Origin of the sequence: Priestia sp. BR_2, assembly GCF_041954005.1 — a bacterium.
GTDB classification, from domain to species: Bacteria; Bacillota; Bacilli; order Paenibacillales; family Paenibacillaceae; genus Paenibacillus_AQ; species Paenibacillus_AQ lautus_A.
In genome coordinates, this window is record NZ_JAVFHM010000154.1 from 40,116 (window position 1) to 53,674 (window position 13,559).

Annotated in this window: 14 protein-coding genes; 10 read left to right on the forward strand and 4 right to left on the reverse strand. The window is 52.6% G+C overall.

Annotation, left to right across the window (positions count from 1 at the left end):
• The first annotated feature begins 19 nt into the window (after positions 1 to 19).
• The 8 genes from RB298_RS07005 to RB298_RS07040 all read left to right on the forward strand — a co-directional run bounded on the left by RB298_RS07005 (position 20) and on the right by RB298_RS07040 (position 6,899).
• Positions 20 to 904: a carbohydrate ABC transporter permease gene (locus RB298_RS07005; RefSeq protein ID WP_009593160.1), complete on the forward strand. Its 885-nt coding sequence runs from the start codon at positions 20 to 22 to the stop codon at positions 902 to 904.
• A complete protein-coding gene (locus tag RB298_RS07010) occupies positions 901 to 1,731 on the forward strand; it encodes a carbohydrate ABC transporter permease (protein WP_119849804.1) in 831 nt (276 codons plus the stop codon). Before RB298_RS07005 ends, RB298_RS07010 begins: the two co-directional genes overlap by 4 nt.
• A gap of 36 nt (positions 1,732 to 1,767) precedes the next feature.
• Entirely contained in the window at positions 1,768 to 2,724 is a 957-nt protein-coding gene (locus tag RB298_RS07015) for a glycoside hydrolase family 113 (RefSeq protein WP_486046535.1), read from the forward strand.
• A gap of 306 nt (positions 2,725 to 3,030) precedes the next feature.
• Positions 3,031 to 4,347 carry an ABC transporter substrate-binding protein gene (locus RB298_RS07020; protein ID WP_486046537.1) on the forward strand — a complete coding sequence of 439 codons (1,317 nt, stop codon included), beginning with the start codon at positions 3,031 to 3,033 and terminating at the stop codon, positions 4,345 to 4,347.
• A gap of 113 nt (positions 4,348 to 4,460) precedes the next feature.
• The gene (locus RB298_RS07025) at positions 4,461 to 5,009 is read left to right on the forward strand and encodes an SGNH/GDSL hydrolase family protein (RefSeq protein WP_486046539.1); all 549 of its coding nucleotides are present in this window, start codon (positions 4,461 to 4,463) and stop codon (positions 5,007 to 5,009) included.
• Between the two features lie 330 nt (positions 5,010 to 5,339).
• Complete coding sequence (locus tag RB298_RS07030) at positions 5,340 to 5,918, forward strand: YecA family protein (RefSeq protein ID WP_036662158.1); 579 nt, start codon at positions 5,340 to 5,342, stop codon at positions 5,916 to 5,918.
• A 227-nt stretch (positions 5,919 to 6,145) separates the two neighbouring features.
• Positions 6,146 to 6,313, forward strand: a complete 168-nt coding sequence (locus RB298_RS07035) for a hypothetical protein (protein ID WP_175495194.1) — start codon at positions 6,146 to 6,148, stop codon at positions 6,311 to 6,313.
• A complete protein-coding gene (locus RB298_RS07040; RefSeq protein ID WP_486046542.1) occupies positions 6,291 to 6,899 on the forward strand; it encodes an ATPase in 609 nt (202 codons plus the stop codon). The genes RB298_RS07035 and RB298_RS07040 overlap by 23 nt, the downstream gene beginning before the upstream one ends.
• A gap of 98 nt (positions 6,900 to 6,997) precedes the next feature.
• On the opposite strand, the gene RB298_RS07045 is transcribed toward RB298_RS07040, so the two are convergent.
• Positions 6,998 to 7,444, reverse strand: a complete 447-nt coding sequence (locus RB298_RS07045) for a hypothetical protein (RefSeq protein ID WP_486046544.1) — start codon at positions 7,442 to 7,444, stop codon at positions 6,998 to 7,000.
• A 254-nt stretch (positions 7,445 to 7,698) separates the two neighbouring features.
• Here RB298_RS07045 and RB298_RS07050 point away from each other — a divergent pair, with 254 nt between their 5' ends.
• Positions 7,699 to 7,881: a hypothetical protein gene (locus tag RB298_RS07050; RefSeq protein WP_096775094.1), complete on the forward strand. Its 183-nt coding sequence runs from the start codon at positions 7,699 to 7,701 to the stop codon at positions 7,879 to 7,881.
• Between the two features lie 607 nt (positions 7,882 to 8,488).
• On the opposite strand, the gene RB298_RS07055 is transcribed toward RB298_RS07050, so the two are convergent.
• The 3 genes from RB298_RS07055 to RB298_RS07065 are packed head-to-tail and all read right to left on the reverse strand — an operon-like array spanning position 8,489 to position 11,410.
• Positions 8,489 to 9,361, reverse strand: a complete 873-nt coding sequence (locus RB298_RS07055; protein ID WP_486046546.1) for an ABC transporter ATP-binding protein — start codon at positions 9,359 to 9,361, stop codon at positions 8,489 to 8,491.
• A gap of 22 nt (positions 9,362 to 9,383) precedes the next feature.
• Positions 9,384 to 10,430: a FecCD family ABC transporter permease gene (locus tag RB298_RS07060; RefSeq protein ID WP_213580366.1), complete on the reverse strand. Its 1,047-nt coding sequence runs from the start codon at positions 10,428 to 10,430 to the stop codon at positions 9,384 to 9,386.
• The gene (locus RB298_RS07065) at positions 10,427 to 11,410 is read right to left on the reverse strand and encodes a FecCD family ABC transporter permease (RefSeq protein ID WP_486046548.1); all 984 of its coding nucleotides are present in this window, start codon (positions 11,408 to 11,410) and stop codon (positions 10,427 to 10,429) included. Before RB298_RS07065 ends, RB298_RS07060 begins: the two co-directional genes overlap by 4 nt.
• 197 nt (positions 11,411 to 11,607) lie before the next feature.
• Between RB298_RS07065 and RB298_RS07070 the strand changes: the two genes are divergently transcribed.
• A complete protein-coding gene (locus tag RB298_RS07070) occupies positions 11,608 to 12,633 on the forward strand; it encodes an ABC transporter substrate-binding protein (protein ID WP_486046550.1) in 1,026 nt (341 codons plus the stop codon).
• Positions 12,634 to 13,559: the final 926 nt, after the last annotated feature.

Genomic DNA, 13,559 nt, shown 5'->3' on the forward strand with positions numbered 1-13,559 from the left:
AGAAAGCGAGGAAGGGAACGTGTTCAATTTCAGTTATAAAACGCAGCGCTATCTTATTCTGTTCGGTTTCCTTGCCATTCCCGTGCTCCTGTCACTGACCTTCTCTTATTATCCGGCGCTCTCGCTGTTGTATTACAGCTTGACGGACTGGTCGGGTCTCGGCTGGGATATGAACTTTATCGGCTTTGACAATTACGTCGAGATTTTTACGAAGCCCGAAGTGTTCAGCTCACTCAAGAACAATCTGTATTATCTGATCGGGGGTCTCATCCAGGTCGTCTTTGCCCTCTATTTTGCCGTTATTCTGACGGGCAAGCTGAAGGGGAGAAACGGCTTCCGGGTCGCCTTGTTCCTGCCGTACGTGCTGCACAGCGTGGCTACGGTCATCATGTTCAAGAACGTGTACCACATGGAATACGGCTCGCTGAATACGCTGCTTGGCGCGCTGGGACTCGAATCCTGGCAGCAGAGCTGGCTGGGCGATAAAGGGATCGTGAATTTTGCGCTGGCCTTCATCTCGATGTGGAAGTACATGGGGCTGAACATGGTCATCTTTATCGGGGCGCTGCAGTCGATACCGGGCGACCTGTACGAGGCGGCCTCCATCGACGGGGCATCGGGCTGGCAGAAGTTCCGTTACATTACCTTGCCTAGCATCCGGGGCGTGCTGGAGCTGATGCTGATCCTCACCTTGACGGGCGCGCTCGAAGCGTTCGATATTCCGTTTGTGATGTTACTCGGGGCGAACGATACGTCGACCTTCGTCATCAAGACGGTGGATACGGCATTCAAGTATCAGAACTTCGGACTGGCCTCGGCGATGGCGGTCGTGCTGCTGATCATCGTGCTGCTGTTCATTGTCATCCAACGGAAGCTGCTGTTCAGGGAGGAGAAGCAATCATGAGAAGGGAAGGCTCGATCGGCTTTAGGATTTTCAATTATTTCACGTTGGTTGTCGCTTTGTTCGTGGTGTTCTTCCCGATTTACTCGATCTTCGTGGGGGCGTTCAAGACCCAGGTGGAGTATTATCAATCCGGCCTCAGCTTGCCCGACAATTTCTTTAATTTCGAGAACTTTAAGCGGGTGATCGACATCGGGGATTTGGGGCTCGGATTTCGCAATATCCTGATCGTATTGGTCATTTCGGTGGTCGGCAACATCCTGTTCGGTACCATGGTCGCTTATGCGGTCGGACGGTTCGAATTCAAGATGAAAAAAGCGATCATGGGCATGTACCTGGTCGCTCAGGTCATTCCGATGGTCACGACGCAGGTGGCTACCTTCAGCGTCATCCAGAGCCTGGGAGCCTACAACACGATGTTTGCGCCGATTCTGCTGTACTTGGGAGCCGACGTGCTCCAGATCGTCATCTATCTGCAATTCGTGAACAGCATCCCGCGGGATCTGGATGAGAGCGCCATGCTGGAAGGGGCGTCCCTGTTCAAAATCTACCGTTCCATCATCTTCCCGCTGCTTGCGCCGGCTACGGCGACCCTGGTCATTCTGAAGAGCATTTCGATTTATAATGATTTTTACACGCCGTACCTGTATATGCCGAGCCAAGACCTGAAGGTGGTATCCACCGCGATTTATTCCTTCATCGGTCCGAACGCGGCGCAGCTGAACGTGATCTCGGCAGGCATTCTCATTATTTTCATTCCGACGGTCGTGTTGTTCTTGTTCATGCAGCGGTACATTTTTGCGGGGGTTACGAACGGAGCGGTCAAATAACGAACACGATACGATGAAGAAGAGGAGACTCGATATATGAACTCGACAAACAAGTGGACGGAAAAAGTATGCGGCATGACCTGGGGGTGGACCGGCGTACGGGGCTCCTGGACGGGACCCGAGGCGGAATTCTCCATGGAACGCATGGCGGACATGGACGTGAATTGGGTGGCCATCGCGCTGTCGGCCGTGCAGGCAACGCCGCAGTCGACGGAAATTCCGTTCCGGGAGGAACCGACGGTAACGGACGATGAGGTGCGATGGGCGATCCGCAAGGCGAAGAGCCTGGGCCTCAAGGTGTGCTTGAAGCCGGTCGTGAACGTCGCGAACGGAACGTGGCGGGCCCATATTAACTTCTTCGACGAGGAGGTTCCGGGTGAGCCGAGTTGGGCGGAATGGTTCCGCTCCTATGGGGAGTTCATTCGCCATTATGCCGAAATCGCGGAGGAAGAGCGATGCGAGATGCTGTGCGTGGGCTGCGAGATGGTGCAGGCCGACAAGCGGGACGCGGAGTGGCGGGCCCTGATTGCGGATGTACGAAACGTCTACGGCGGGCTGGTGACGTATAATTGCGATAAATATCAGGAGGAGCGCGTGGGCTGGTGGGATGCGGTAGATATCATCTCCTCCAGCGGCTATTATCCGATCGACCAGTGGGAGGAGCAATTGGATCGGATCGAAGGCACGGTCCGCCGATGGAACAAGCCGTTCTTCTTCATGGAAGCCGGCTGTCCGAGCCGCGAGGGCTCCGCGGCCCGCCCGAACGATTGGTCGCTGCCCGGCGGACCGTCGGAGGAGGAGCAGCGGCAGTATTATGAAGCGATGTTCGCTGCTTGCGCCCAGCGGGAGTGGATGCAGGGTTACATGCTGTGGGATTGGCCGGCGCGGCTGTATGGCGTGGAGGAAGCGTCCCTGAACGATGATTATTGCATGTACGGCAAGTTGGCCGAGGAGACGGTGAAGACATTTTATGCGGCCGGCATCCGGGTTTAATGCAGGATCGGACGGGCGTACCGGCTCGGTGCGCAAGGTAGCTGAACATAAACATAGGGTTAACATCGCACCGCACGTTCGTTAGGACGTACGGTGCGATTTTTGCTGTCGGCTGCCGAGAAGCAGGTTATTTCGAGCCTAACAAGAAAATGATATGTTAGCATAATTTATGACAATAAAAACAAAAACAATTCATTTGTTTTGAACGTGTTAGCGATTATCATTTGAAATGTAAGCGATATCAGTAAGCGCTTCATGAAGATGCGAAGAAACGCAAGTACATTCAACGTACAGGGGGAAGACGAAATGAAAAAAAGATTTACGATGGCACTGCTTCTGCTCTTAACCGTATCATCCATTTTGGCCGCCTGCGGAGGAAATAAAACGAATAACGCAGGCACCGAGGCACCGCCGAGCGGCAGCGCCGGCAGCGAGCCGACCGAGGCATCCGGCGAAGCGGAGCTGGGCGGCAAGCTGAAGGTGTTGACGCACCGCACCGACCTGGTAAACGACGGCACGCTGGACAAATACGTGGAAGCCTTCAAAGCGAAATATCCGAAGGCGGAGATTGAATTCGAAGGATTGACCAACTATGCGACGGACATTCAGGTCCGTCTGACCACGGGCGAGGCCGGCGACGTGCTGATGATTCCGACAGGCCTTGCCACCTCGGAGTACGGCAAGTACTTTGAGCCATTGCCGGATACGATGTTCGAGGACGTTTATTTTGCGGACAATACCCTCTTCGAAGGGAAACGCTATGGAATCTCCACCGGCGTCAATACGCAAGGCATTGTATACAACAAGAAAGCGTTCCAGGCTGCAGGCGTCGACAAAGTGCCGACCACGCTGGATGAGCTCTACGCAGCCGCAGAGAAGCTGAAAGTGGCGGACATCATTCCGCTGTACATGAACTTCGGAGCCCAATGGACGATGGGCAACTGGGCGGATAACTCCGCATGGTACGTGAACGGGGATCCGCAGTTCGCTTCGAAGCAGGTCGCCGAGGAAGCGCCGTTCCAGATGGACAATGCTTGGGGCATCCTTGCGAATATCGGACGCACCTTCGTGCAAAAGGAATGGGTAGAGAAAGACTTGTACACAAACAACTGGGAGATTTCGAAAGGCGAAATGGCTTCCGGCAAAGCCGCGATGTACTTCCTGGGCAATTGGGTGATTCCGCAGGTGATCGGCGCCGGCGCGGCTTCGGAGGACATCGGCTTCTTCCCGCTCCCGTACGATAATAGCGGCAAGTACAACGCACCGCTCGGTTCGGATTACTTCATCGCCGTCAGCAAAGACAGCAAGAACAAAGAGCTTGCTACCGCGTGGGTTGATTTCTTCGTGAAGGAATCCGGATACGTGGAAGATTCCGGCTTCATGCCGATCATCAAATCTGCGGAGTCCTCCATCTCGCAGCTCGCCGAATTCCAATCGTTCAATCCGACCCTGATCGAGAGCGAAGCGACCGATCCGAAGTTTAACGAGATCGCGAACAAGGCGCAAATCGGCATCGGTACCGGCGATTACGTCCAGGAATATATCGTGGCCGACGATCTGCAGGCTGCATTCGACAAGCTGAACGCGAAGTGGAAGGAAGCCAAAACCGCACTGGGCTATTAATTCGGAGATAATAACGGGTTCGTTATCATGAGCTCGAGCGGCCTTACCCTGGGGTGATGAGGGTAAGGCTTTTTCATTGCAAGGCATAGATGCATGGAAGGAGAGACGGACAGATGAAAAGAGTTTTATTGCTGGGCGATTCCATCCGGGAGGGCTACGAGCCTTATGTGAGAGAACGGCTGGCTGACCGGGCAGAAGTCGTGGCACCGGGAGAGAACGGGCGGTTCTCGTTCTTTACGCTGTGGGGCGTCAACCTCTGGATCCGTGAGCTGGGGATCCCGGATATCGTCCACTGGAACAATGGGCTGTGGGATGTGCACCGCGAGGCTCCGAGGGTTGAAGCACTGACGCCGCTCGGCGAATATGCGGCCCATCTGAAGCGCATTGCCCATGAGCTGCGGCGAACGGGAGCACAGATCGTATTTGCCACGACGACGCCGGTGCATCCGGAATCCGAGGGCAGAAGCAATGAAGAGATCGATGCCTATAATAAGGCAGCCATCGAGGCGCTCATGCCGCTCGGCATTGCGATTCACGACCTGAACGCCCGGGTGAAACGGGATCTCTCGGGTTACTTGTCGGATGACCGGCTTCACCTGAACGAGGCAGGATACCGGGCGTGCGCCGACTCGGTGGCAGACATGCTGGAAGGCTATCTGTGACTTTTAGCTGACCAATAAGCGCTAAGACCTATATCTATGGAATCTTTACCAAAAATGGCACAAGTCTATTATAGGTTCTAACAAATTTGTTACATCCTACTTGCGTTATGACGATATTATAGAATAATATGAAGGGGCGCGGCTTTCATAGAGGGAACCCGCGCTTTTTTGCTATCTGGCTTGCCTCGGCACCTTCTTATCGGAAGCCCCCCTGTAAGAGAGTGTAACGACGCGGAAGGCCCGCATACCTTAAGGATCTACAGGCTTGAGGTGCGCATTTTCATATTTTCCATGTATAATAGAAGAAATCATTCAAATAGGAGCTAGGAAATGAAAAAGCTAGGAAGAAACGATCTATGTCACTGCGGAAGCGGGAAAAAGTACAAAAGATGTTGTCTTGAAAGAGATGAACGCACGGTATACGGTAAAGTCATCCAGTTCCCTGGTGCGAAAGCAGCAGAGCCTAAGCTACAGGTCGATCAGTTGCGACAGATGATCAACGACAAGCTGGGGTGGATGGATTGGATCGCCGATGAGCATCGCGAGCTTGCAGAGTCTGTGTTTCCTCAGATCTGCCGGGATTACGAACTGCAGGATGAGCAGCAGCTGTTTCAAGTGTTCAGCCTCCTGATGGTCTGGAACAGCTTCTCCAGAGAAGCCAATCCGAAGTACCGCAAACAGGGTGGATATGCAAGTGCGATCGAATATATAGTAACTTCATCGCTTAACATTCCAACAACGAAGTCCGACATCGCGAAGAAACACGAGGTTTCGGTAGCCACGCTGACTCGCAACAGCGGCCAGATTCAAGATTTCATGGATGGCGTAGCGGCATCCGCAGACGACTCGTTCGCCGAGGACGAGGAATCCGCTGGCGAAGAGGATAAGGACTTGTCCTTGGGTCGTTAATTGCCAAAGAGCCAAAGTGAAAGATCCATAGCATAAGTACAGCATTTACGCATTCGGTTTCATAGCTGTGACCGCTCCCACAAGGGGGGCGGTCATTTTGCGTTGAAGGACCCAATCAAATTCCAAAGTTGTTTATACAAGTTAAGCCTATATGGTGGATTAATCAGTTTGTGATATGATTTAAAAGAGAAATGGAATTCAACGACAATAAGTTGGAGGTTGTGGTTATGAAAAAGGATAAACAATTAACCAAACTTATTAGGCTGACTGGCGAAAGGGCAAGACTTGAGGCCAAAGTAAACGAATCTTATGTTGTATATAAAGATGATTTTGGCAAACTGGTAAGGGAGTATTCTAATGGAGAGAAGGAATATGTCTCGGGAAAAGACAGTTGAACCAACAACGATGTTTGTTTTTGCCGGAAACAACGGGAGTGGGAAGAGTACGATTCGTAATCTCATCATCGACCGGATTGGAGTAAGTGTAAATATTGATCCCGATGCTCTGGCTCGGCGTCTGAGCCCGGGGCAACCGGAAGCAGCTCGCGTTTCTGCAGGAAAAGAGGCGATAAAATTAGCTCGAGAATGCCTTCAATTTCAACGGGATTTCTCCATGGAAACGACGCTCTCGGGTGGTTACGCTATTAGGCTTATGAAGGAAGCAAAGGCAAATGGTTTCCAGGTCACCATGTTTTATGTAGGCCTTGGTGATCCAAATCTAAATGTCGAACGAGTAGCCGGCAGAGTACGTAATGGGGGTCACCACATCCCTGCCGAAGATATCATGCATCGGCATCATTCTTCTATGCAAAATCTTCTCCAATACATGAGCCTGGTTGATCATCTATTTGTGATAGATAATAGCGCACTGAGTGGAGAAATTGTGCTGGAGGCAGAATTCGGGGTAATTAAGCATAGGGAATTTAATTTGCCAAATTGGGTTTTACCTATCGTTAATCAGCTGAAAGCCTTGGAAAATTAATTCTAAAATAATACTTTACACTCAAGCCGCTCCATTCAAGTGGAGCGGATATTTGCATTAATCTGTAAACCGGCCTTTTCGAAAGACTGCTTTCCGGACTAGGCAGAGGCTCCACGTGAACTCGCCAGCAGCCAGCCCATAGCGATGCCGTACAGCAGATGACCGGCCAGCCAGAATAGAAGGGCGGCAGGGTCGGATAACTCCGGGGTACGGTCAGACAAGACGGTGGTCGGATATAGGAGAAGTCCTACGGCCAAACAGGCCAATGAAACCCAGAACAAGCTTCGCCGGCGGGACCAGTTCTTCTGCTTCAAAAAGATGGCTAGAGCGATGCTCAGCAGGACAGAGATGACGAGATGCAGCGCAAACTCGACAAGTTCGGAGAGCTTCAGTTCATTCAGGAGAGGCACGTAATCGACGTTCAGGAGAAGCGTGTAGACCTCCAGCGAGGTGATGTGCTCGATGATCTTGAGGAACAGCCCGAGAAGAATGCCCGCCGCGATGCCTGCCCAGACCGGCCTGTTCAGCTTCCATATACCCTGCATGTGCGATCCCCTCCTTTGTTGTTCATTTTATAATATCAGTCCATCTAAGGTGAAGCGTATTTTCAATTTTGGAAAGGATGGACAAATTGGGTGCGTCTGCAGGCGGTTGCATTGTCCTTGTACATATAAAATAACGGCACTCACCCTCCTTAAACAGGAAGAACCGACGGCGTAACGTGGTCAATTCTTGTTGAGAAATTGTATAGTTATGTCTTATATCCTAGTTCTATAGACTTATACAACAGGGGGATAGGATGACAGACGAGTACTTTGACGAAATGCGCAAGTTCGGCCACGAGGATGAGATGAGGTATCGCATGTTGATGCGAGGGGTAAAGAAACTGCTGGAACAACGGAAGCGTGAAAAGTCCAAGCTGTTCGGAGGACTTCCGCTTCGACAGAAGCATAAACCCCCGCGTGCAGGCAAATGGTCATAAGCGGTCGGTAACCGAATGGTTAGCGGAACAGCATGTGTGCAAGTGGTGCAATGGAAGACGAAACCTATGTATTTAGCGTTTATTACAAATATAAAAGGCTGCCCCGACGTTTTGGGGCGGCCTTCTTTGTGACTCTACATGCCTTGATATGTCTCTGTAGGCCTTGACGTGTCTCTGTAGGCCTTAATATGTCTCTACATGCCTGCTGTGTCTCTGTAGGCCTTGATATGTCTCTATAGGCCTTTTTGTCTCTGTAGCCTGAGTGTCTCTGCGGGCCTGATGTGTCTCTGTATGCCTTTTATATGTCTCTGCGTCCTGAATGTGTCTCTTTTGTCTCTCCACATGCCTTTTAGTCTCTTTGCGCCGGCAATGGATTGTTGAATATGAGGAGGTTATGTTGCCTTCCATTTATCCGATGATCGGCTTTGTCCCCGGCTGCTTACCGTATCTTGGTTCACGTGCCGATTTTGAAAGAGTTCCATACCGGAGGGAGAACAAAGAGACCCAACAGATAATACAGATACGACAGATTCAAAGGTCCATATAATTAAAAAAGCCGGCTTTCCCGCATAAAGCGAAAACGAAGCCGGCTGTATGTTTGCATATGCTAGACCGTTGCCAGTTCAGGGGCGGGCGCCGGAGTAGTTGTTGGTTGAATCGGTTCTGCCGTATTCGGCTGGACAGCCGAAGGTCGGCGTTTGCCCTTCCCGCGGGGAACGCACATCGGAGTCCCGTACAGCGGGTCCGGAATAATTTCGCATGGGAGCTGGAACACGGTCTGCATCAAGTCGGAATTGATGATATCTCCCGGTTTGCCTTCAGCCTTGATGCTCCCGTCGCGGATGGCCACGATATGGTCGGCATAACGGCAGGCCAGATTGATATCATGCAGCACCATGACGATGGTCCGCTGTTCTTTGGCGTTTAAGTCGTACAGCAGATCCAGCACTTCGATCTGGTGCGTTAAATCCAGATAGGTGGTCGGTTCGTCCAGCAGAATGAGGGGCGTTTCCTGCGCCAGCGTCATCGCAATCCAAGCCCGCTGCCGCTGGCCGCCTGACAGCGAGTCAACTGTACGATCAGCCAGCTCGGTCAGTCCCGTGGATTCAAGAGCCGCTGTGACCGCTTCTTCATCTTCCCGCGACCATTGGCGCAGCCAGCTCTGGTAAGGATAGCGCCCTTGCTTCACCAGCTGCATGACCGTCAGCCCTTCCGGAGCCGTTGGCCCTTGAGGCAAAATGGCGAGCTTCCGCGCAACGTCCTTGGTGGACAGGCTTGCGATGTCGGCCCCGTTTAGTACTACCGAGCCGCGCTGCGGCTTCAGCAGCCTGGCCATGGAGCGCAGCAAAGTGGATTTGCCGCAGCCGTTGCTGCCGATAAACACGGTGATTTTACCTATAGGCACGGTTAAATCCAGATTTTCGAATATAAAGTCTCCCCCGTAAGACAGACCCAATCCCTTTGCTTCCAGCGTATTCATGACGCTTTAGCTCCTTTCGGTTCTAGAATCGATTGCGGTTACGATACAGCAGGTAGAGGAAGAACGGCGCGCCGATCGCGGCGGTGAATACGCCTGCCGGCACGTCGCGCGGCAGAAAGGCCGTCCGTGCCACCAGGTCCGCGACGAGCAGCAGAATCGCACCGATCAGCGCGCTGACCGGAAGCACGCTTCCGAAGTTGGGTCCCACGAGCCTGCGGGCCATATGCGGCGCCATTAATCCGATAAAAGCAATGGCGCCGCCAATCGAGATGGCCGCTCCGGCCAGAGCAACGCTGAGTCCGATCAGAATCAGCCGCTGCTTCTGAACCTGCGCGCCCGTGCTGCTGGCCACGTCGTCTCCAAGGGCCTGGATATTCACATTTCTGGCTTGCAGCCAGGTTAGCGGAAGAAGAACGGCGACCCAAGGAAGCAAGGTCATTACGTCCTTATCCCAGGACATGCCGTAAATGCTGCCCGCCATGAAGGTAAGCGAACGGTCCGCCAGCTGCAGCGGTCCGGAGATGATCAGCATATAGGAGATCGATTTGATCGCGGCCGATACCCCGATTCCGATCAAGACGAGTCGCAGTGGCGATACGCCATTTTTCCAGGCAAGCACATACAGCAGTCCGGTAATGAAAAAAGCGCCGAGAATGGCGAAGAGCGGCATCCAATGGATGGATACGGCGCCCGTAAATATGAAGATGAAGAGAACCGCCCCCAGCGATGCTCCCTCCGTAATGCCGATGACATCCGGAGAAGCAAGCGGGTTGCGGATGACGCCTTGCAGAATAGCCCCCGCCACCGCGAGAGCCGCGCCGATCAGCACAGCAATGATAATACGGGGCAGCCTTAGCTGCATGACGATGACCTGCTCCATCGGGGGAGCGTCACCGAATAACGCTTTGACGACATGCAGCGGCGAAACAAACTGGCTGCCGGTTCCCGTGCTGATAATCATGGTTGCAATGCAAAGCACGAATAGGATCAGGCACACCCATAGGGTTCTTCGCTCCAGCATAAACGAGACTTTGGCGTTCCGGGAACGGAATATGCGGTGTTTACTCATTGTGCTCGCCTTCCTTTCCTGGCTATGTACACGAAGAACGGCACCCCGATGATTGCAGTCATCACGCCGACAGGGACTTCCTTCGGCATGGCAATGTATCTGGAGCCGAGATCGGCCGTCACCAGCAGGAGTGCGCCAAACACCGCACTGTAAGGTAGCATCCACTTATAATCATTTCCTATTAAATACCGAACGATATGAGGGATGATGATCCCTACGAATGCGATGGGTCCCGCCGCCGCTACGGAGCCGCCGGCCAGCAGGATGACGGCTGCAGCAGCTAACAGCTTGATGAGTGCAGTTTTTTGCCCGAGGCTCTGAGCGATGTCGTCTCCCATGGAGAGGGCGTTCAGATGCCGTCCCAGCAGCAGCGCAGCCAGCATGCCAACGGCCATGTAGGGCCATACGGAGGTTAGCTGGTTCAAATCGCGTCCGGCAACCGAACCGACCAGCCATACCAGCACCTGATCAAACATTTTGCCGTCGGAGAGCATTAATCCTTGGGTCAGGGAGTGAAAGAAAGCGGCCATGGAAGCTCCTGCCAAGGTGATTTTGACCGGCGTCATGCCGTCCCTGCCGATGCTGCCGAGGAAGAATACGATACCGCCGCTGACGGCGGCTCCGATCAACGCGACCCAGGTAAGGGACTGAAGTCCGCCAATGCCCAGCCAGCCCGATGCCAGAATAATGAAGAAAGCCGCGCCGGAGTTCACGCCAAGCGTGCTTGGCGACGCAATCGGATTGCGCGTGATGACCTGCATGAGCGCACCCGCAACCGCAAGGCACGCCCCCACGGCGACGGCAATGAGCGCTCGAGGAAGCCTTGCCGTGAGAATAATCAGATGTTCGTTGCTTCCGTTAAAGTGAGTGAACGATTCCCATACCTGATAAAGAGGGATGTTCGTTACTCCGAATGCGATGCTGCCCATGACGGCAGCGGCCAGCGCCAATAGCGATATCAATAGTCCGAATACGCGCATATATGCTCACTTTCTTAAGTCCATGAATAATTAAGTTCATATGAATTTTAGGTGAAGGGACGGTATCTGTCAATGAGCTTGATAATCATTCTCACAAATATATTGATATTTTTCACGAAACCCTTTATAGTTTTGAATCAGTGATTGATAATGGTTTTCAAATAGCGGGATATGACACAAGGGGGATTTAGATAGGAATGGGAACAGGAATGGCAAAGAAACCGGCAAGAGGCATCAAGTTTAGCTTGCTGGCTCTGATCATGATCATGATTCTTGCGGGGTGCGGAGCAAGCCCGGCGCAAGAAGGGACAAGCAACGCGGGCGGCGACACGACGAATACCGCAGAGGGCAACAGCGGCGCTGCTGCCGGCGGCGAATCGTATGAAGTTACGCATGCCATGGGGACGGAAACGATCAAAGGAACGCCTCAAAAGGTCGTCGTCCTCACGAACGAAGGAACCGAGGCGCTTCTGGCCTTGGGCGTGAAGCCGGTAGGTGCCGTTAGATCCTGGACGGGGGATCCTTGGTATCCGCATATTAAAGACCAGATGGAAGGCGTTACCGTTGTCGGGGAAGAGAGCCAGCCGAACATCGAGCTGATCGCGGGTCTGCAGCCTGACCTGATCATCGGCAACAAGATGCGTCAGGAAAAAGTATACGAGCAATTGAAGGCGATCGCGCCGACTGTTTTTGCCGAGGATCTTCGCGGCGAGTGGCAGAACAATTTTGAACTGTATGCCAAGGCGCTGAACAAAGTGTCGGAAGGCGAAGAACTCTTGGCTGCCTACGACAAGCGGATCCAGGAGTTTAAAGAGAAGGCTGGAAGCAAGGTCGACGAAACCGTCTCCGTGGTTCGTTTCATGGCAGGCAAGACGCGGGTGTACCACACCAATACGTTCTCGGGCGTTATTTTCGATAAAATCGGCATTGCCCGCAACGACATGACCAAGAACGCCAAGGACGATTTCGTGGACGAGATCACGAAGGAACGTCTGCCTGAGGTGGAAGCCGACAGACTGTTCTACTTCACTTATGAGACAGGGGATGGCGGCGCCAACCAGACCGAGCAGGAATGGATCAACGATCCGCTGTGGAAGAACCTGAACGTTGTGAAGAACGGTCAAGCCCACAAAGTGGATGACGCGATCTGGAATACGGCAGGCGGCATCCTGGCGGCCAACCTGATGATCGATCAGCTGCAGGAGTTTTACGGCATTCAGTAAGGAATGAAGACGGATGCTGAAGGCTAGTATCATCGTATAGCGGAAGATGCTGGGAACAAGCGGATAAAGGAGGCACTCCGAAAGATCTGGGATCTTTTGGGATGCCTCCTTTTTTAACATCGCGCGTCGCCAGCATCGCAACGTCGAAGTACCGCCGGTATGCAGCTGCATGTCACATCGCTCGCCAGTACAGCCTAACCAACTCCGGGCATCATGCCGCTAACCATGACCTGTTAACGGACACAGGGTCCCTTATTTCCCTGATTAACCCCCGATTTTCAGATCAAACGGACATAGGATCCCTTATTACCGCAATAGACTGTCCTTTTGCCATCATATTCTATGAATAACGTATCTGGTGTCCGTTAGCCATCAAAAATTACGCCTATTCAGCTAAATAACGTATCCTCAGTCCGCTTGTCCTCGGGCGGTCAGACCAAGACCAGTAGTCGCACCAAGATCAGCTGTAGCATTTAGACACGAGAGGCAGCACCAGGCTAGTAATCGCACCAAGATGAGCAGTAGCACCAAGACGAAAAAATAGCAACAAAACCAGTAGTCGCACCTAGACCACCAGTTAACGGACACCAGATCCCTTATTTCCCTGATTAACCCTCGATTCTTAGATCTAACGGACACAGGATCCCTTATTACCGCAATAAACGGTCTATTTGCCGTCATATTCTATGAATAACGTATCTGGTGTCCGTTAGCCATCAAAAATTACGCCTATTCAGCTAAATAACGTATCCTCAGTCCGCTTGTCCTCGAGCGGTCAGACCAAGACCAGTAGTCGCACCAAGACCAGTAGTCTGTCGATGACAGACATCTGACGCAGCCCAGGAAGCGGATAGCGATCAGCTCTGCGCCACACTCATCCTTAACAAGAAACATCAGACATGTTTCACTATATAACCATTGAATAA

Excerpts from the sequence above, each read along its gene's own strand:
- RB298_RS07025 (WP_486046539.1), top strand. The coding sequence starts at position 4,461 with ATGAAAAGAGTTTTATTGCTGGGCGATTCCATCCGGGAGGGCTACGAG.
- RB298_RS07050 (WP_096775094.1), top strand. The coding sequence starts at position 7,699 with ATGACAGACGAGTACTTTGACGAAATGCGCAAGTTCGGCCACGAGGAT.
- RB298_RS07045 (WP_486046544.1), bottom strand. The coding sequence starts at position 7,444 with ATGCAGGGTATATGGAAGCTGAACAGGCCGGTCTGGGCAGGCATCGCG.
- RB298_RS07030 (WP_036662158.1), top strand. The coding sequence starts at position 5,340 with ATGAAAAAGCTAGGAAGAAACGATCTATGTCACTGCGGAAGCGGGAAA.
- RB298_RS07035 (WP_175495194.1), top strand. The coding sequence starts at position 6,146 with ATGAAAAAGGATAAACAATTAACCAAACTTATTAGGCTGACTGGCGAA.
- RB298_RS07040 (WP_486046542.1), top strand. The coding sequence starts at position 6,291 with ATGTCTCGGGAAAAGACAGTTGAACCAACAACGATGTTTGTTTTTGCC.
- RB298_RS07070 (WP_486046550.1), top strand. The coding sequence starts at position 11,608 with ATGGGAACAGGAATGGCAAAGAAACCGGCAAGAGGCATCAAGTTTAGC.
- RB298_RS07020 (WP_486046537.1), top strand. The coding sequence starts at position 3,031 with ATGAAAAAAAGATTTACGATGGCACTGCTTCTGCTCTTAACCGTATCA.
- RB298_RS07065 (WP_486046548.1), bottom strand. The coding sequence starts at position 11,410 with ATGCGCGTATTCGGACTATTGATATCGCTATTGGCGCTGGCCGCTGCC.
- RB298_RS07055 (WP_486046546.1), bottom strand. The coding sequence starts at position 9,361 with ATGAATACGCTGGAAGCAAAGGGATTGGGTCTGTCTTACGGGGGAGAC.
- RB298_RS07060 (WP_213580366.1), bottom strand. The coding sequence starts at position 10,430 with ATGAGTAAACACCGCATATTCCGTTCCCGGAACGCCAAAGTCTCGTTT.
- RB298_RS07015 (WP_486046535.1), top strand. The coding sequence starts at position 1,768 with ATGAACTCGACAAACAAGTGGACGGAAAAAGTATGCGGCATGACCTGG.
- RB298_RS07010 (WP_119849804.1), top strand. The coding sequence starts at position 901 with ATGAGAAGGGAAGGCTCGATCGGCTTTAGGATTTTCAATTATTTCACG.